Origin of the sequence: Streptomyces sp. NPDC001787, assembly GCF_040297465.1 — a bacterium.
Taxonomy (GTDB): Bacteria; Actinomycetota; Actinomycetes; order Streptomycetales; family Streptomycetaceae; genus Streptomyces.
Window position 1 is genome coordinate 1 of record NZ_JBEOZE010000042.1, and the last position, 17,076, is coordinate 17,076.

Below are 17,076 nucleotides of genomic sequence, written 5' to 3' on the forward strand. Positions count from 1 at the left end.
GGGGGACCCTGTGGGAGAGTAGGACGCCGCCGAACAATTTTTCCGGGAAAGCCCCGTGCCTTGTGGCACGGGGCTTTTCTGCGTTCTGAACGTCTCATGATTGTGGAGCCGCGTTTGTTCCCCATCCACCCCTGTGCACCCGCCGGCGGTCGCTGCGGGTAAGGTCAGGGGGCATCATTGGCACGTTCTTCACAGGAGGCCCCCGGGTGGAGGTCCAGGAGACTCGGGTTCAGACGGACCGGGTCCTCACCATCCCCAACATCCTCAGCATGGCTCGCCTCGTCGGCGTACCGCTCTTCCTGTGGCTGATTCTCCGCCCCGTGTTCGGCGGGCCCAACAGCGACGGCTGGGCGTTGCTGGTGCTCATGCTCAGCGGTATCAGCGACTACCTCGACGGAAAGCTCGCGCGCCGGTGGAACCAGATCAGCAGCCTCGGTCGGCTCCTGGACCCGGCCGCCGACCGGCTCTACATCCTTTCCACCCTCGTCGGGCTCACCTGGCGCGAGATCCTGCCACTGTGGCTGACCGCCGCGCTTCTCGCCCGGGAGCTGATGTTGCTCGTGATGGTCGGAATCCTGCGAAGGCACGGCTATCCGCCGCCCCAGGTGAACTTCCTCGGGAAAGCTGCAACATTCAACCTGATGTATGCGTTCCCCTTGTTGCTGCTCAGCGATGGAAGTGGTTGGCTGGCAACGCTGGCCGCCATTTTCGGATGGGCGTTCGCAGGATGGGGTACAACGCTCTACTGGTGGGCAGGGATCCTCTACGTGGTTCAGGTCCGCCGGCTCGTCAAGGCGGATGCAGTAGCCGATTGAGCTCGTTGATGCGGTGCCGCGCAGTGTGGCCGGCCCGCGGCTGATGTCTTGGATGCTTGCCCCGGCGGGCAAAGTCGGCTAGCCGTCGTCTCTTCTAGGAGGACGTTTCCGACATGAAGGCCGTCGTGATGGCTGGTGGTGAAGGCACTCGCCTTCGCCCCATGACCTCGAGCATGCCCAAGCCGCTCCTGCCCGTGGCCAATCGGCCGATCATGGAGCATGTCCTGCGGCTGCTCAAGCGGCATGGGCTCAATGAGACCGTCGTAACCGTCCAGTTCCTCGCCTCTCTCGTCAAGAATTACTTCGGCGACGGCGAAGAACTCGGGATGGAGCTCACCTACGCCAACGAGGAGAAGCCGCTCGGCACCGCGGGGAGTGTCAAGAACGCGGAGGAAGCGCTCAAGGACGACACCTTCCTCGTCATTTCCGGTGACGCGCTCACGGACTTCGATCTGACCGATCTCATCGCCTTCCACAAGCGCAAGGGCGGACTGGTCACGGTCTGCCTCACGAGGGTCCCCAATCCACTGGAATTCGGGATCACGATCGTGGACGAGGAAGGCCAGGTCGAGCGCTTCCTGGAGAAGCCCACCTGGGGCCAGGTCTTCTCCGACACCGTCAATACGGGCATCTACGTCATGGAGCCCGAGGTCTTCGACTACGTCCAGGCCGACACCTCCGTGGACTGGTCGGGTGATGTCTTCCCGCAGCTCATGAAGGAGGGCAAGCCGATCTACGGCTATATCGCCGAGGGCTACTGGGAGGACGTGGGCACCCACGAGAGCTATGTGAAGGCACAGGCCGACGTCCTGGAGCGCAAGGTCGACGTCGAGCTGGACGGCTTCGAGATCTCGCCCGGCGTGTGGGTGGCCGAGGGCGCGGAGGTCCATCCGGACGCCGTGCTCCGGGGGCCGCTCTACATCGGTGACTACGCCAAGATCGAGGCGGACGTCGAGATCCGTGAGCACACGGTCGTGGGCTCCAACGTCGTCGTGAAGACGGGCGCCTTCCTGCACCGGGCCGTGGTGCACGACAACGTGTACATCGGCCAGCACAGCAATCTGCGCGGCTGTGTGATCGGCAAGAACACCGACATCATGCGCGCGGCCCGCGTCGAGGACGGCGCCGTCATCGGTGACGAGTGTCTGGTCGGCGAGGAATCGATCATTCAGGGCAATGTGCGGGTGTACCCGTTCAAGACCATCGAGGCCGGCGCCTTCGTCAACACCTCGGTGATCTGGGAGTCCCGCGGGCAGGCGCATCTGTTCGGCGCCCGTGGTGTCTCCGGAATCCTGAACGTCGAGATCACTCCCGAACTGGCGGTGCGGCTGGCCGGCGCCTACGCCACGACGCTGAAGAAGGGCTCGACGGTCACCACGGCGCGCGATCACTCCCGTGGTGCCCGTGCGCTGAAGAGAGCGGTCATTTCGGCTCTCCAGGCCAGCGCAATCGACGTCCGGGACCTGGAGAACGTGCCGCTGCCCGTGGCCCGTCAGCAGACGGCCAGGGGCAGCGCGGGCGGCATCATGATCCGTACGTCGCCCGGGGTGCCCGACTCGGTGGACATCATGTTCTTCGACGAACGCGGCGCGGATCTCTCGCAGGCGCGTCAGCGGAAACTGGACCGGGTCTATGCGCGCCAGGAGTACCGGAGGGCCTTCCCCGGTGAGATCGGGGACCTGTACTTCCCCTCCAGCGTCTTCGACTCGTACACCGGCTCCCTGCTCCGCAACGTCGACACCACCGGTATCGCCGAGGCGGGGCTCAAGGTCGTCGTGGATGCCTCCAACGGCAGTGCCGGGCTCGTCCTGCCCAGCCTGCTCGGGCGGCTCGGCGTGGAATCGCTGACCATCAACCCGGGGCTCGACGAGTCACGGCCGACCGAGTCGGCCGAGTCCCGCAGGGCCGGGCTCGTGCGGCTCGGCGAGATCGTGTCCTCGGCCCGTGCCGCCTTCGGGGTGCGCTTCGACCCCGTGGGTGAGCGCCTGTCGCTGGTCGACGAGCGCGGGCGGATCATCGAGGACGACCGGGCCCTGCTCGTGATGCTCGACCTGGTCGCGGCCGAGCGGCGCAGCGGGCGCGTTGCCCTGCCGGTGACGACCACGCGCGTGGCCGAGCAGGTGGCGGCCTACCACGGCACCCAGGTGGAATGGACGACCACGTCGCCGGACGACCTGACCAGGGTGGGCCGTGAGGACTCCACCATCTTCGGAGGAGACGGGCGCGGTGGCTTCATCGTTCCCGAATTCAGCAGTGTCTTCGACGGAGCGGCCGCCTTCGTCCAGCTCATCGGACTCGTCGCCCGTACGCAGCTCACGCTCAGCCAGATCGACGCCCGCATTCCGCGTGCCCATGTGCTCCGCCGTGACCTGGCGACGCCGTGGGCGGTCAAGGGACTCGTCATGCGGCGTGTGGTCGAGGCGGCCGGGGACCGCAGCGTGGACACCACGGACGGTGTACGGGTGGTCGAGGCCGACGGCCGGTGGGTGATGGTCCTGCCGGACCGGGCCGAGGCCGTCACGCATCTGTGGGCCGAAGGGCCCGACGACGCCTCCGCGCAGGCCCTGCTCGACGAGTGGTCGGCCGTCGTGGACAGCGCGGGCAGCTGATGTGAGGGCGGTGCACCGGGAGTTGCCGCGCCAGGGCTCCCGGTGCACCGGTGGGGCCATTCGGCGGTAGCCGTGGTGACGTGCGACGATGTGCGGCATGTCGCAGCAGCCCCCCGATCGGAGCACCGCCGCCCCGAAGCCAGCCCGCCCCGATGCCTCCATGTCGCTGCTGACCAACGTGATGGACCACAGCCTCGATGACGGATACGCCGAGGCCACGGCACGCCGCAGGGCCGACGGGAGCGCCGGGCTGCCCCGTACGCTCAAGTCGAAGCTCGGTCTGGCGGCCGGGCTGCTGATCGCGGCTCTCGTGGTCACCCTCGGTGCCGCCGAGGCGCGGGTGTCGGCGCCGGTCGTGGCCAAGGAGCGCGAGGAGCTCATCGACCGTATCGACGCGGAGACCACCGCGGCGGACACGCTGGAGTCGGACGTCGAGGAGCTGCGCTCCGATGTGAGCGAGCGCCAGCGCAAGGCGCTCGAACAGCACGGCGGGGACCAGGGCGGGCTCGTGGCACTGCTGTCCGGGGCCACTGCGGTCGAGGGGCCCGGTGTGAAGCTCGTCGTGGACGATGCGAAGGACACCGACCAGGGCGGCGGCGGACCGCGCGAGTCGACCGGCTTCGCCGACACCGGACGGGTGCGCGACCGGGACATGCAGCGCGTTGTCAACGGACTCTGGGAGTCCGGCGCGGAGGCCGTCGCCATCAACGGCCAACGGCTGACAGCACTGTCGGCGATCCGCGCGGCGGGCGACGCCATACTGGTCGACAACCGGCCGCTCGTGCCGCCCTACACGGTGCTCGCGGTGGGGGACGGCAAGGAGCTCGCCACCGCGTTCCGCAACAGTGCCGACGGGATGTACCTGCACGCGCTGCAGGAGAACTTCGACATCAGGACCAGCATTTCCGGTCAGGAGAAGGTACGGCTTCCGGCCGCGCCGAGCCTGATCGTCCGTACAGCAGAGCCGAAAACCGCCGGCACCGGCAGTGGCACGGCAGAATCAGGGAAGGGCACATCGTGATCGCCGTACTGGGCCTCGTCGTGGGAGTCGTGGTCGGACTGTTGGTCCGGCCCGAGGTACCGGCGGTGGTCGAGCCCTACCTGCCGATTGCCGTGGTGGCCGCGCTCGACGCCGTCTTCGGAGGTCTGCGGGCGATGCTCGACGGTATCTTCGTCGACAAGGTCTTCGTGGTGTCGTTCCTGTCCAATGTCGTCGTGGCCGCACTGATCGTGTTCCTCGGCGACAAACTGGGTGTGGGTGCCCAGCTCTCCACCGGTGTGGTGGTGGTGCTCGGCATCCGGATCTTCTCCAACGCCGCCGCCATCCGCCGGCACGTCTTCCGGGCTTGAGGCCGATGAGTAACGAAGAATCCCCCCGCAGCGAGGAGCGCGCCGGCGACGAGCCGGCCGGAGCTCCCGTGCCCCCGCCCGCACCGCTCGACGGACGTCGGCGGCTGCTGGCCGGTCTGTGGCCGCCCCGGGTGAGCCGCGCCCAACTCGTCGTCGCTCTCCTGCTGTTCGGCCTCGGTCTGGGGCTGGCCATCCAGGTACGCTCCACCAGCGAGGACAGCGCCCTGCGCGGAGCACGGCAGGAGGACCTGGTCCGGATCCTCGACGAGGTCGACGACCGGACCCAGCGTCTGGAGGACGAGAAGCAGCGCCTCGACGATCAGCGCACGGAGCTGGAGAACAGCTCCGACCAGGCCGAGGAGGCCCGGAAACAGACGCTGGAGAAGGAGCGGCAGCTCGGTATCCTCGCGGGCACCGTGGCGGCGCACGGCCCCGGTATCACGCTGACGATCAACGACCCCGGTGGCGGCGTCGCGGCCGACATGCTGCTCGACGCCATCCAGGAGCTGCGTGCGGCCGGTGCCGAGGCGATCGAGGTCAACGGCGTGCGGGTGGTGGCCAATACGTACTTCGCCGGTGAGGGCGGTGACATCCAGGTCGACGGCAAGAGGATCGAAGCGCCTTATGAGTTCAAGGTGATCGGCAAGCCGCAGGATCTGGAGCCGGCGCTCAACATTCCGGGAGGTGTGGTCCAGACGCTGGAGAAGGAGCAGGCCGCCGCGGCCGTGGAGAGGTCGGACGACATCGTCGTGGATGCCTTGCGACCGGCGAAGCAGCCTGACTACGCTCGGTCGTCGTCCCAGTGAGCCGTGGGCGTACGAAGGCGGAAGGACGCGGGCCGGAGGTTGCGGGGGGTCGGCGCAACGGATTGGTGGCGCGTGGTGGAAACTGTCGGGTGGATACGGACGTTGTGAAGATGTCCGGGTCGGCAGGTGTGTTCATTCAGGGTTCGTCCTGCCCCACGGGCGGGTCTATGTCGGTCAAGGGGAATCGCCCGTGAAGTTGTTTGCGAAGTTGTTCGGAAAGAGTGCACGCGAGGACAGCAACAGCGCTGCCCGGCACCGTGCACCGCGCCATGGTCAGGACGAGGAGCAGAGCGGGGAGCGCCCGCTCTTCCGCGACGAGGTCTCCGGTGCCGCCGGTGACGCTCAGGGTGGGCCCGGCGTGTCGTCTGTTGACCATGCCGGTGCCGGACGCATAGGTTTCGGCGAACCATCAACCTCAAGTACGGGTGGAGGGTTCAGCCCCGCCCCGGAGGGTGCGTCCATGCCGGTTTGTGCGAGGTGCGGGCACCGCAACACCGAAGCCAGCCGTTTCTGCTCCAACTGCGGTACGCCGCTGCGGGGCGGTGTCCCCGAGCGCGCCTCGGAGACGACGTCGACGATCTCGATCTCCGGCCTTGAGGCGTACGAGGCGGAGGCGACGGGGCAGACCGCGCTGCCTTCCCTCTCGCCCGAGGCACAGGCGGCCGTGGACGCCCTGCCGGGCGGTTCCGCGCTGCTCGTGGTGCGGCGGGGGCCCAATTCGGGCAGTCGCTTCCTGCTGGACGGTGACCTCACCACAGCCGGACGGCACCCGCAGAGCGATATCTTCCTCGACGACGTGACCGTGTCGCGGCGTCATGTGGAGTTCCGCAGGAGCCCGGACGGTAGCTTCACCGTGGGTGACGTCGGCAGCCTCAACGGCACCTATGTCAACCGTGAGCGCATCGATTCCGTCGCGCTGTCCAATGGCGACGAAGTCCAGATCGGTAAGTACCGGCTGGTCTTCTACGCGAGCCAGCGGGGCGTATGACCCTCCCCCGGACCTGGTCCGGGGGACCCTCAGGAAGGCCCATGCTGCGAACACCCACAGGCGGTGCCGGTCACGGCACCGCCGCCGCGGACGCCCGAGCGATGAGCATCGGTACGGTGCTCCTCCAGTTGCGCGACGAGTTCCCCGAAGTCACCATCTCCAAGATTCGTTTCCTGGAGGCCGAGGGCCTCATCGAGCCGCAGCGCACGCCTTCCGGATACCGGAAGTTCAGTACCGGCGATGTCGAGCGGCTCGCACAGGTGCTCCGTATGCAGCGGGACCACTATCTTCCGCTGAAGGTCATCCGGGGGCATCTCGACGCCCTGGCCCGGGGGGAGCAGCCCGTGCTGCCCACCCCCGGCGGCCAGCGGGACCTCTCCGACGGATTCTGGGACTCCGGCCCCGGCGCCGCGACCGCCGCGCGCATCGGGCGCTCCGAGCTGCTCGCGGCGGCCGAGGTGGACGAGGAGCAGCTCGACGAGTGGGAGTCGTACGGGCTGATCGTGGCCATGCCGGAGGGCGGCTACGACGCCGAGACGGTGACCGTGGCGAAACTTGTGGCGGATCTGGGCCGATTCGGTCTGGAACCTCGGCACCTGCGGGCCATGCGGGCCGCCGCCGACCGCGAGGCCGGGCTGATCGAACAGGTGGTCGCGCCCTTGCGCCGGCACCGGAATCCGCAGACCAGAGCCCATGCGGAGGCCACCGCGAAGGAGCTCGCCGAGCTTTCCGTGCGGCTGCACGCGGCCCTTGTCCAGACGGCTCTGCAGGTCCGGCTGCACTGACCTCACAGGCGCCCGACTACCCAAACATGGCGGGCACGTCCTAGGGTTGCTGTGTGAACGAGCTCGACGTTGTCGGTGTCCGGGTGGAAATGCCCTCAAACCAGCCGATCGTTCTCCTGCGTGAAGTGGGAGGCGACCGGTACCTCCCCATTTGGATCGGTCCTGGGGAGGCGACCGCGATCGCCTTCGCCCAGCAGGGCATGGCTCCGGCCAGGCCGCTGACCCATGATCTTTTCAAGGATGTGCTCGAGGCCGTCGGCCAGGAGCTCACCGAGGTCCGCATCACGGACCTTCGCGAAGGTGTGTTCTACGCGGAGCTCGTCTTCGCCAGCGGGGTCGAGGTGAGTGCCCGGCCGTCCGACGCCATAGCGCTCGCCCTGCGGACCGGAACGCCGATCTACGGCAGTGACGGGGTGCTGGACGATGCCGGGATCGCCATCCCCGACGAGCAGGAGGACGAGGTGGAGAAGTTCCGCGAGTTCCTCGACCAGATCTCCCCGGAGGACTTCGGTACCAACAGTCAGTGACCGTCCCGCAGGGGTGTCGTCAGCGCATCCGACAAGCCTTTCCCGATAGTGAGGCACGGGAAACCACCCTCAGGGTGATTATCACTCGGCGTGCCGAGTGTGGCGATCGTTGACGCACCCCAAGTGACTGCCTACCTTCGAGTGGGCAGGTCAAGGACGGAGGTCGGCGTGAGAATCAGCGGCGACGGTACGGCAGCGGGTGGGCCGTATCCGCAGCACGGCAGTGCGGCCGACCACACCATCAGGCAACCGGTTCAGCCGGCTGCGGTGGCGGCGGACGGCGTGGCAGCAGCGAATGACATCGGCTATCGCGGACCGACGGCGTGCGCGGCGGCGGGGATCACCTACCGCCAGCTCGACTACTGGGCGCGTACGGGGCTGGTGGAGCCGAGCGTGCGTCCGGCCTACGGGTCGGGCACCCAGCGTCTCTACAGCTTCCGGGACGTGGTCCTCCTCAAGATCGTCAAGCGGTTCCTGGACACCGGGGTCGCCCTGCAGAACATCCGCACCACGGTCCAGCATCTGCGGGCCCGGGGGTTCCAGGACCTTGAGCGGATGACGCTCATGAGCGACGGTGCGACGGTCTACGAGTGTTCCTCGCCCGCCGAGGTCGTGGCGCTGCTCCAGGGCGGTCAAGGGGTCTTCGGGATCGCCGTCGGCGTCGTGTGGCGGGACGTGGACGCGGCACTGTCCCAGCTGCACGGAGAGCGGGTCGACACCGGCGAGACGCTGGTGGGCAACAACCCCACCGACGAACTCGCGCGGCGGCGCAACCGGGCGGGATGACCGGCTGACCTCATCGGCGACAGCATGACGGCTGCCCGGCCCCGAAAGGGGGCCGGGCAGCCGCGTTGTCGGTACCGTCGCGTTGTCAGTGCCGTAGGGCAGCATCGGAGGTGTGAGAGCCGCGCCCACCATCCTCCATCTGGACATGGATGCCTTCTACGCCTCGGCGGAGCAGGCGTCCAAGCCGAGTCTGCGCGGCAAGCCGGTGGTCGTGGGCGGCCTGGGGCCGCGCGGGGTGGTCGCCACCGCGTCGTACGAGGCCCGGCGCCTGGGCGTGCACTCGGCGATGCCGACGGCGCAGGCCCGGCGGCTGGCACCGAACGCCGCGTATCTCGTGCCGCGCTTCTCGCTGTACCGCGCGGTGAGCGACCAGGTGATGGAGCTGCTCGGCAGGCTGTCGCCGCTGGTGGAGCCGCTCAGCCTGGACGAGGCCTTCGTCGATCTGGAGGCGGGCGGCGTCGCCGACGACTCGGTGTCGGCCCGTGCCATGGGCGAGCAGCTGCGGGCCGCCATCCACGCGGTGACCGGGCTGAGCGGCTCCGTGGGGCTCGCCGGCTCCAAGATGCTGGCCAAGATCGCCTCGGAGGAGGCCAAGCCGGATGGGCTCCTGCTCATCGAGCCGGGCAGCGAACGGGAGCTGCTGGCGCCCATGCCCGTACGGACCCTGCCGGGCGTCGGCCCCGCCACCGGGGACCACCTCCGCCGGGCCGGGATGACCACCGTCCACGACCTGGCCGAGGCCGGGGAGGCGGAGCTCGTCCGGCTGGTGGGCAAGGCGCACGGCGTCTCGCTGCACCGGATGGCGCTCGGCCTGGACGATCGCCCGGTCGTCGCCGAGCGTGACGCCAAGTCCGTATCGGTCGAGGACACCTTCGATGTCGACCTGCACGACCGGGTGCGGGTGCGCGCGGAGGTGGAGCGGCTGGCGGACCGGTGCGTGGAGCGGCTGCGGGCCGCGGGGCGCTCCGGGCGCACCGTGGTCCTCAAGGTGCGCCGGTACGACTTCTCCACCCTGACCCGCTCCGAGACCCTCAGAGGGCCCACGGACGACCCCACAGTGGTCCGGGAGGCCGCGGCGAGACTCCTGGAGGCAGTGGACACCACCGGGGGCGTACGGCTGCTGGGAGTGGGCGTCACGGGGCTCGCCGACTACACCCAGGAGGACCTCTTCGCCCAGGCGGCCGATGCCCGGCAGGCGGCCGAGGCGGAAGCGGAGGCCGAAGCCGGAGCGGAGGCCGCACCGGAGGCCCCGCCCGGCCCCCCGGAGGACGGTGAAACGCCGCACACCGTCCCTGCGGGGGAGGCGGAGGGGGAGAGCGCGGAGACCCTCGCCGCCCGGCGCTGGCCCGCCGGCCATGATGTGCGCCACGGCACGCACGGCCACGGCTGGGTGCAGGGCAGCGGGGTGGGCCGCGTGACGGTCCGCTTCGAGGAGCCGGGCGGCACACCGGGCCGGGTGCGTACGTTCCGTACCGACGACCCGGAGCTGCGGCCGGCCGATCCGCTGCCCCTGGTGCGCGACCCCGTGGACTACTCCTCCTGGCCCGCCAGCCTGCCGAAGTCCTGGTCCTGCCCGGTCTCCCCCGGGGGCGCGGAGTCCAGCCCGTAATGGCGGTAGAGCTGCAGTTCCTGCTCCGGGCTGAGGTGGCGGCCGACTCCGAAGTCCGGCGCGTCCTTGATCAACGCGCGGTCGAACGGGATCCGCAGCGAATCCTCGACGAATTCGCTCGGTTCGAGGGGGACGAAAGCGTCCCGGCTGAAGAGGCCGGTCCGTACGGCCGCCCACTCCGGGACCCCCGTCGCATCGTCCAGATAGACCTCGTCCACCGTTCCGATCTTGGTTCCCCTGCGGTCGAATGCCTTGCGGCCGATCAGGCTGCGCGGATCGATGTCGGTCTGCACGGTGCCTCCCACTGGTCGCAACTGCCTGGGTGGTGGTGACTACTCCACAAGCACTACAGAAGTGCAGATCGCGGGTGTCGGCCACTTGAGCAATTCGGCGTGAACCCCGCTGGTAGGCTGGCTTATGGCTGCTGACCCCGTGCGGGAGAGTCCTCCGGTGCAGAATCCGGAGGCGCCGAAGGAGCAAATCCTCCCCGGAATCTCTCAGGCCCCCGTACCGCACGGACGAGGTCACTCTGGAAAGCAGGGCGGGTTCCCTGCGGGCATGTGCCCGGAACGGATCCCACCCTCACCGACGGTGAAAGCCGGTGCGCCGTGAGGCGGGCCGGTGAAGCTCTCAGGTTGAGATGACAGAGGGGGAGGCCGTTCGGGCACCCACGCCGCGGTGCCCCTCGCAGGTCGTGACAGACCAGGAGGCCTCCATCATGACCCCCCGTCGCACTCCGCTCTCCCAGCTGGAGCAGGGCATTCCGTTCGAGCAGCGCCACATAGGGCCCGATGGTGAGGCCCAGGCGAAGATGCTCGCCCAGGTCGGCTACGGCTCGCTCGACGAGCTCACCGCCGCCGCGGTGCCCGACGTGATCAAGAGCACGGAGGCCCTCAAGCTTCCGTCGGCCCGTACCGAGGCCGAGGTGCTGGCCGAGCTGCGTTCGCTCGCCGACCGCAATCAGGTGCTCGCGCCGATGATCGGGCTCGGCTACTACGGCACGTTCACCCCGCCGGTGATCCTGCGCAACGTCATGGAGAACCCCGCGTGGTACACGGCCTACACGCCGTACCAGCCGGAGATCTCCCAGGGGCGGCTCGAAGCGCTCCTCAACTTCCAGACGATGGTCGCCGAGCTGACCGGGCTGCCCACCTCCGGCGCCTCCCTGCTCGACGAGGGCACCGCGGCCGCCGAGGCCATGGCCCTGTCCCGCCGCGTCGGCAAGGTGAAGAACGGTGTCTTCCTGGTCGACGCCGACACCCTGCCGCAGACCGTCGCGGTGATCGAGACCCGCGCGGAGCCGACCGGTGTCGAGGTCGTCGTCGCCGACCTCACCGACGGCATCCCGGCAGATCTCGCCGAGCGCGGCGTCTTCGGTGTACTGCTCCAGTACCCGGGCGCCTCCGGAGCCGTGCGGGACCTCAAGCCCGTCATCGGGCAGGCCCACGAGCTCGGCGCGATCGTCACCGTGGCCGCCGACCTGCTCGCCCTGACCCTGCTCACCTCCCCCGGAGAGCTGGGCGCGGACATCGCCGTCGGCACCACCCAGCGCTTCGGCGTACCGATGGGCTTCGGCGGACCGCACGCCGGCTTCATGGCCGTGCGCGAGAAGTTCGCCCGCAGCCTGCCCGGCCGGCTCGTCGGCGTCTCCGTCGACGCCGACGGCAACAAGGCGTACCGCCTGGCCCTCCAGACCCGTGAGCAGCACATCCGCCGCGAGAAGGCCACCAGCAACATCTGCACCGCCCAGGTGCTGCTCGCCGTCATGGCCGGGATGTACGCCGTCTACCACGGCCCCGAGGGCCTGCGGACGATCGCCCGGCGCACCCACCGCTACGCCGCGATCCTGGCCGAGGGCCTGCGGCGGGGTGGAGCCGACGTCGTGCACGGCGCGTTCTTCGACACGCTGACCGTGCGGGTTCCCGGCAGGGCCGCCGCCGTGGTCGCGGGCGCCCGTGAGCGTGGGGTCAACCTGCGCCTCGTCGACGCCGACCTGGTCTCCCTGGCCTGTGACGAGACCACGACCCGCACCCAGGTCGCCGCCGTATGGGCGGCCTTCGGCGCCGAGGGCGACGTCGAGGCGCTGGACGCGGTGGCCGCCGAGACGCTCCCCGAGGGGCTGCTGCGCGACGACGAGATCCTCACGCACCCGGTCTTCCACCAGCACCGGTCCGAGACCGCGATGCTGCGCTACCTGCGCAAGCTCGCCGACCGGGACTACGCGCTGGACCGCGGCATGATCCCGCTCGGCTCCTGCACCATGAAGCTGAACGCGACCGCCGAGATGGAGTCGATCACCTGGCCCGAGTTCGGGGCCCTGCACCCCTTCGCGCCCGCCGAGCAGGCTCAGGGATTCCTCACCCTCATCCGTGAGCTGGAGGAGCGGCTCGCCGAGGTCACCGGTTACGACGCCGTGTCGATCCAGCCGAACGCGGGTTCGCAGGGCGAGTTCGCCGGTCTGCTGGCCGTCCGGGCGTACCACCGGGCCAACGGCGACGAGGGGCGCACCGTCTGTCTGATCCCGTCCTCGGCCCACGGCACCAATGCCGCGAGCGCCGTCATGGCGGGCATGAAGGTCGTCGTCGTGAAGACCGCCGACGACGGCGAGGTCGACATCGAGGACCTGCGCGCCAAGATCGGGCAGTACCGCGACGAGCTCGCCGTGCTCATGATCACCTACCCCTCGACCCACGGTGTGTTCGAGGAGCATGTCGCCGCCATCTGCGGTGAGGTGCACGACGCGGGCGGCCAGGTCTACGTGGACGGCGCCAACCTCAACGCGCTGGTCGGTCTCGCGAAGCCCGGCAAGTTCGGCGGCGACGTCTCGCACCTGAACCTGCACAAGACCTTCTGCATCCCGCACGGCGGCGGCGGCCCCGGTGTCGGCCCGGTCGGCGTCCGCGCGCACCTCGCGCCCTACCTCCCCAACCACCCGCTCCAGCCCGCCGCGGGCCCGGAGACCGGTGTGGGCCCGATCTCGGCCGCCCCGTGGGGCTCGGCCGGCATCCTGCCGATCTCGTGGGCGTACGTCCGGCTGATGGGCGGCGAGGGGCTGAAGCGCGCGACGCAGGTCGCCGTGCTCGCGGCCAACTACATCGCCAAGCGCCTGGAGCCGCACTTCCCGATCCTGTACAACGGTCCGGCCGGCCTGGTCGCGCACGAGTGCATCGTGGATCTGCGGCCGATCTCCAAGGCGACCGGAGTGAGCATCGACGATGTCGCCAAGCGCCTGATCGACTACGGCTTCCACTCGCCGACCATGTCGTTCCCGGTGGCCGGGACGCTGATGATCGAGCCGACCGAGAGCGAGAACCTCGCCGAGCTCGACCGGTTCTGCGACACCATGATCGCCATCCGCGGCGAGATCGAGAAGGTCGCCTCCGGTGAGTGGAGCGCGGACGACAACCCGCTGAGCAACGCCCCGCACACGGCGGCGGCGCTCGGTGGCGCATGGGATCACGCCTACAGCCGTGAGGAGGCCGTCTTCCCGGCCGGAGTGTCGGCCGCGGACAAGTACTGGCCGCCGGTGCGCCGGATCGACGGCGCCTTCGGCGACCGTAACCTGGTCTGCTCCTGCCCGCCGCTGGACGAGTACGACAACTGACCGAAGGTATAGGCGCGTTGCGGACATGCGTCGGGGCCGGTGCGGAGATCTCTCCGGGCCGGCCCCCTTCGTACGTGCGGGGTCAGGCGGCCTTCACCACCCGGTCGGCCCCCAGCGGCCGGTGCGGGGCGATGATCTGCCCGTCCGGGAGCAGCTCGCCGGTGTCCTCGAAGAGCAGGACGCCGTTGCACAGCAGGCTCCAGCCCTGTTCCGGGTGGTGTGCCGTCAGGCGGGCGGCTTCCCGGTCGGCGGAGTCGGCGGTCGGGCAGGGTGGCTGGTGCTGGCACATGGATGGGTTCTTTCGCTGCGTCGATTCGAATGTCCTGCGGCTGGATGACGTGTTCATTTGCCGCCCCCGTATCAGTCGGTCCGGTCCCAGTGTTGCCCTGCGGGCGTCATTCCGCAGGGATTTCGCCGCAGCGCTTCTTCTCCTCCCATGACGCATCACCCGGCCGGACGGTTCAGCGCAACTGCACTGTCCCTTTGGGTGGTTCGGGGTGGCCGGACCGGGCTAGTCCGGACGGGTACGAATGAGCCCCCGCGGTGTCCCGGCCCGTCCCGTGCGGGTACGGGCGGAACGGGGCGCCGCGGGGGCATGCGGGGGAAGGGCCGGGTCAGGCGGAACTGAGCAGCGGTCCCGGGGTGACCCGCAGGGTCATCAGCGGGAGCAGATCGGCGACGCGGCGCGGGTGGTGCGCCGCTATCCCCGGCGGGGCGGGCGCCAGGGGAACCAGCACATCGGTGGGGGCGAGCACCGAGGCGGCGGCATCGGCGTCGGTGTCTCCGTGCAGCCACAGCGTGAGCATGTAGAGCTCCGGGATGGACAGCAGCCGCGCCCGGCAGGGGGCGGCCGACGCCTCCGCCTGCTTGACCGCCAGCTCGGTCGAGGCGAGGTAGGGCCCCTCGAAGAAGTGCGAGAAGGCCCAGCCGTCCGGGGTGAGTACGGTGTCCGCCGCCGCGACGGCGCGCTCCTCGCTGCGGATCAGGAATCGCCAGGCGGCCAGACGGGTACGGGGCGCGGGGTCGTTCGGAACGATCCGGTCCAGTACATGGACGGGCAGCGGAAGTTCGGGGCTCAGGGGGCCTTGGGCCGACCGGAGCGCGGGAGTGCGGGCTTCGCGGACGGCGGTGGGGGATCCGAGTGCCGCGAGAACGCTGCGCAATGCGGGCGCGGGAGCCGGGGGAACATGCAGCGGCATAGTGGGTCGCCTCTCACTTGGAGACACGGTGATGCGTGGTGGGTGCAGACGGCGCTGTCGGCGGGCGGGGCCAGAGGGGCCGGGACCGGGCCGGTTGCGTCAACTCTCTGCCTCGTGGGCGGAGTTTATACGAAAAGTGTTCACATGGTACTTCCACTAGCTGGCGCGATGGCGAACCGCAAGGCGGCATCAGGTCTGTGAATTGTGGAGTTTCTGATGATTCCTGCTGTTCAGGTCATCCTTCGCCAGGGGTTTTTCCGATGTTGCGGTAGGCCGAAACTCGACGGTGTTTTCCGTCACTCGCCCCAGGGTCGAAACATCCGATTGCCGTATGCCGACGGAATGTGCCCGCCGATTCCGTCGAAGACTAGCGGGTCTACGGCGCCCGGGGGACGTTATGGATCACCTCGAATGGGCATTATCGATCCTGATACGAGCGGCCTGGGCCGCGGGCCGCCCACTGGAGGAGGGACCCTTCGATGGGGGAGAAGGTCGTGGCGCGAGCCTTTGACCTGTCGGATCGGCAGACGTACCGCAGAAAGCTCAACCAGTGCCTGGAGGGGTTGGAGAGGCTGCTGGCGGAGCGGAGGTTCGATCGCCCCAAGAATCTCCTGGGGCTGGAGATCGAGCTGAATCTGGCGGGTCCTGACGGCATGCCGAGGATGCGGAATGCGCAGGTTCTCCAGCGCATCGCGAGCCGGGATTTCCAGACCGAACTGGGTATGTTCAATCTGGAAGTGAATATTGTTCCGCACCGCCTCAGCGGCCGGGTTTTCGACCAGCTCGCGGAGGAGTTGCGCACGGGTCTCGCGTATGCCCACCGGAAGGCCGCCGAGGTGGGCGCGGGGATCGTGATGATCGGAATCCTGCCGACACTCGGACAGCGGGACGTGGTGTCCTCGAACCTCTCGGAAGCGGAACGCTACACGCTGCTCAACGATCAAATGGCGGCGGCCCGGGGGGAGGATTTCGCCCTCGATATCGAGGGCGTGGAGCGGCTGGTCTGCACCTCGTCCTCGATCGCTCCCGAATCGGCCTGCACCTCCGTCCAATTCCACCTCCAGGTGACACCCGCGCGTTTCGCGGACGTCTGGAACGCCGCCCAGGCCGTCACCTCCGTGCAGATCGCGCTCGGCGCCAACTCGCCCTTCCTGTTCGGCAAGGAGCTGTGGCGGGAGTCGAGGCCACCGCTGTTCCAGCAGGCCACCGACGTACGGCCGCCCGAACTCCAGAACCAGGGTGTGCGGCCGAGGACCTGGTTCGGGGAGCGCTGGATCAGTTCCGCGTACGAGCTGTTCGAGGAGAACCTGCGCTACTTCCCGCCGCTGCTGCCGATCCGGGACGACGAGGAACCTCTGCGGGTGCTCGATGACGGAGGGGTCCCCACGCTGGCCGAGCTGGTGCTGCACAACGGCACGGTCTACCGCTGGAACAGGCCGGTGTACGGACTGGCCGACGGCGTTCCCCATCTGAGGGTGGAGAACCGCGTCCTGCCGGCCGGGCCCACCGTGCCCGACGTGATCGCGAACGCCGCGTTCTACTACGGGCTGGTACGCGCCCTGGCCGAGCAGTCCCGGCCGGTGTGGAGCAAGCTGCCCTTCGAAGCCGCCGCGGAGAACTTCGACGCGGCCTGCCGCCACGGCATCGATGCCGAGATCCTCTGGCCGCTCCCGGGCCGTTCCGGCGGGCTCGCCAAGGTGCCGGCCGTCAAGCTCGTACGCGACGAGCTCCTGCCGCTGGCGGCTGCCGGGCTCGACGCGTGGAACATCGAGCCGGCGGACCGCGACCGCTACCTGGGCATCATCGAGGAGCGGTGCAGACGACGCGTCAACGGGGCGTCCTGGCAGGTCGCCACGTACCACCGGGCCCTGGAGGCCGGGCTGGAACGTGACGCGGCGCTCGCCGCCACCACCCGGCGCTACATCGAACTGGCGCAGACGGGCGAGCCGGTGCACACCTGGCCGGTGGGATTCCCGGCACCCTGACCGGGACCGGGAC

15 protein-coding genes and 1 riboswitch are annotated in these 17,076 nt (G+C 69.2%); of the genes, 12 read left to right on the top strand and 3 right to left on the bottom strand.

What is annotated here, in order from left to right:
* The first annotated feature begins 206 nt into the window (after positions 1 to 206).
* From clsA to ABT170_RS36295, 10 genes are all read left to right on the top strand, one after another.
* The gene (clsA, locus tag ABT170_RS36250) at positions 207 to 815 is read left to right on the top strand and encodes a cardiolipin synthase ClsA (RefSeq protein WP_329941697.1); all 609 of its coding nucleotides are present in this window, start codon (positions 207 to 209) and stop codon (positions 813 to 815) included.
* Between the two features lie 113 nt (positions 816 to 928).
* Positions 929 to 3,424: a sugar phosphate nucleotidyltransferase gene (locus tag ABT170_RS36255; RefSeq protein WP_351874679.1), complete on the top strand. Its 2,496-nt coding sequence runs from the start codon at positions 929 to 931 to the stop codon at positions 3,422 to 3,424.
* A gap of 97 nt (positions 3,425 to 3,521) precedes the next feature.
* On the top strand, positions 3,522 to 4,445 hold the full coding sequence (locus tag ABT170_RS36260; RefSeq protein ID WP_329941695.1) for a DUF881 domain-containing protein: 924 nt from the start codon (positions 3,522 to 3,524) through the stop codon (positions 4,443 to 4,445).
* Positions 4,442 to 4,774: a small basic family protein gene (locus ABT170_RS36265; RefSeq protein ID WP_003970459.1), complete on the top strand. Its 333-nt coding sequence runs from the start codon at positions 4,442 to 4,444 to the stop codon at positions 4,772 to 4,774. The genes ABT170_RS36260 and ABT170_RS36265 overlap by 4 nt, the downstream gene beginning before the upstream one ends.
* Before the next feature lie 5 nt (positions 4,775 to 4,779).
* On the top strand, positions 4,780 to 5,580 hold the full coding sequence (locus tag ABT170_RS36270) for a DUF881 domain-containing protein (protein WP_351874682.1): 801 nt from the start codon (positions 4,780 to 4,782) through the stop codon (positions 5,578 to 5,580).
* 190 nt (positions 5,581 to 5,770) lie between these two features.
* On the top strand, positions 5,771 to 6,568 hold the full coding sequence (locus tag ABT170_RS36275; RefSeq protein ID WP_329941693.1) for an FHA domain-containing protein: 798 nt from the start codon (positions 5,771 to 5,773) through the stop codon (positions 6,566 to 6,568).
* Positions 6,569 to 6,609: 41 nt separating this feature from the next.
* Positions 6,610 to 7,353 carry a transcriptional regulator FtsR gene (gene ftsR, locus ABT170_RS36280; protein ID WP_329941692.1) on the top strand — a complete coding sequence of 248 codons (744 nt, stop codon included), beginning with the start codon at positions 6,610 to 6,612 and terminating at the stop codon, positions 7,351 to 7,353.
* A 53-nt stretch (positions 7,354 to 7,406) separates the two neighbouring features.
* Positions 7,407 to 7,880 carry a bifunctional nuclease family protein gene (locus ABT170_RS36285; RefSeq protein ID WP_006123076.1) on the top strand — a complete coding sequence of 158 codons (474 nt, stop codon included), beginning with the start codon at positions 7,407 to 7,409 and terminating at the stop codon, positions 7,878 to 7,880.
* 168 nt (positions 7,881 to 8,048) lie between these two features.
* Entirely contained in the window at positions 8,049 to 8,666 is a 618-nt protein-coding gene (locus tag ABT170_RS36290) for a MerR family transcriptional regulator (RefSeq protein WP_351874687.1), read from the top strand.
* Positions 8,667 to 8,778: 112 nt separating this feature from the next.
* Entirely contained in the window at positions 8,779 to 10,275 is a 1,497-nt protein-coding gene (locus ABT170_RS36295; protein ID WP_329941690.1) for a DNA polymerase IV, read from the top strand.
* Here the strand turns inward: ABT170_RS36295 and ABT170_RS36300 are convergent.
* Positions 10,197 to 10,568, bottom strand: coding sequence for a PRC-barrel domain-containing protein (locus tag ABT170_RS36300; protein ID WP_329941689.1), 372 nt, complete (start codon positions 10,566 to 10,568; stop codon positions 10,197 to 10,199). The genes ABT170_RS36295 and ABT170_RS36300 overlap by 79 nt on opposite strands.
* Positions 10,569 to 10,700: 132 nt before the next feature.
* Positions 10,701 to 10,798, top strand: a riboswitch (glycine riboswitch).
* A gap of 195 nt (positions 10,799 to 10,993) precedes the next feature.
* Here ABT170_RS36300 and gcvP point away from each other — a divergent pair.
* Positions 10,994 to 13,879: an aminomethyl-transferring glycine dehydrogenase gene (gene gcvP / locus ABT170_RS36305; protein ID WP_329941688.1), complete on the top strand. Its 2,886-nt coding sequence runs from the start codon at positions 10,994 to 10,996 to the stop codon at positions 13,877 to 13,879.
* 82 nt (positions 13,880 to 13,961) lie between these two features.
* Here the strand turns inward: gcvP and ABT170_RS36310 are convergent, their stop codons facing one another.
* Complete coding sequence (locus ABT170_RS36310; RefSeq protein WP_323179640.1) at positions 13,962 to 14,168, bottom strand: DUF5999 family protein; 207 nt, start codon at positions 14,166 to 14,168, stop codon at positions 13,962 to 13,964.
* A 325-nt stretch (positions 14,169 to 14,493) separates the two neighbouring features.
* Entirely contained in the window at positions 14,494 to 15,078 is a 585-nt protein-coding gene (locus ABT170_RS36315; RefSeq protein ID WP_329941687.1) for a hypothetical protein, read from the bottom strand.
* A gap of 479 nt (positions 15,079 to 15,557) precedes the next feature.
* Here ABT170_RS36315 and ABT170_RS36320 point away from each other — a divergent pair, with 479 nt between their 5' ends.
* Entirely contained in the window at positions 15,558 to 17,063 is a 1,506-nt protein-coding gene (locus ABT170_RS36320; RefSeq protein WP_329941686.1) for a glutamate-cysteine ligase family protein, read from the top strand.
* Positions 17,064 to 17,076: the final 13 nt, after the last annotated feature.

Bases quoted from the DNA above. Each gene is read 5' to 3' on its own strand.
- ABT170_RS36255 (WP_351874679.1), top strand. From the start codon at position 929: ATGAAGGCCGTCGTGATGGCTGGTGGTGAAGGCACTCGCCTTCGCCCC.
- ABT170_RS36260 (WP_329941695.1), top strand. From the start codon at position 3,522: ATGTCGCAGCAGCCCCCCGATCGGAGCACCGCCGCCCCGAAGCCAGCC.
- ABT170_RS36270 (WP_351874682.1), top strand. From the start codon at position 4,780: ATGAGTAACGAAGAATCCCCCCGCAGCGAGGAGCGCGCCGGCGACGAG.
- ftsR (WP_329941692.1), top strand. From the start codon at position 6,610: ATGCTGCGAACACCCACAGGCGGTGCCGGTCACGGCACCGCCGCCGCG.
- gcvP (WP_329941688.1), top strand. From the start codon at position 10,994: ATGACCCCCCGTCGCACTCCGCTCTCCCAGCTGGAGCAGGGCATTCCG.
- ABT170_RS36310 (WP_323179640.1), bottom strand. From the start codon at position 14,168: ATGTGCCAGCACCAGCCACCCTGCCCGACCGCCGACTCCGCCGACCGG.
- ABT170_RS36315 (WP_329941687.1), bottom strand. From the start codon at position 15,078: ATGCCGCTGCATGTTCCCCCGGCTCCCGCGCCCGCATTGCGCAGCGTT.
- ABT170_RS36320 (WP_329941686.1), top strand. From the start codon at position 15,558: ATGGGGGAGAAGGTCGTGGCGCGAGCCTTTGACCTGTCGGATCGGCAG.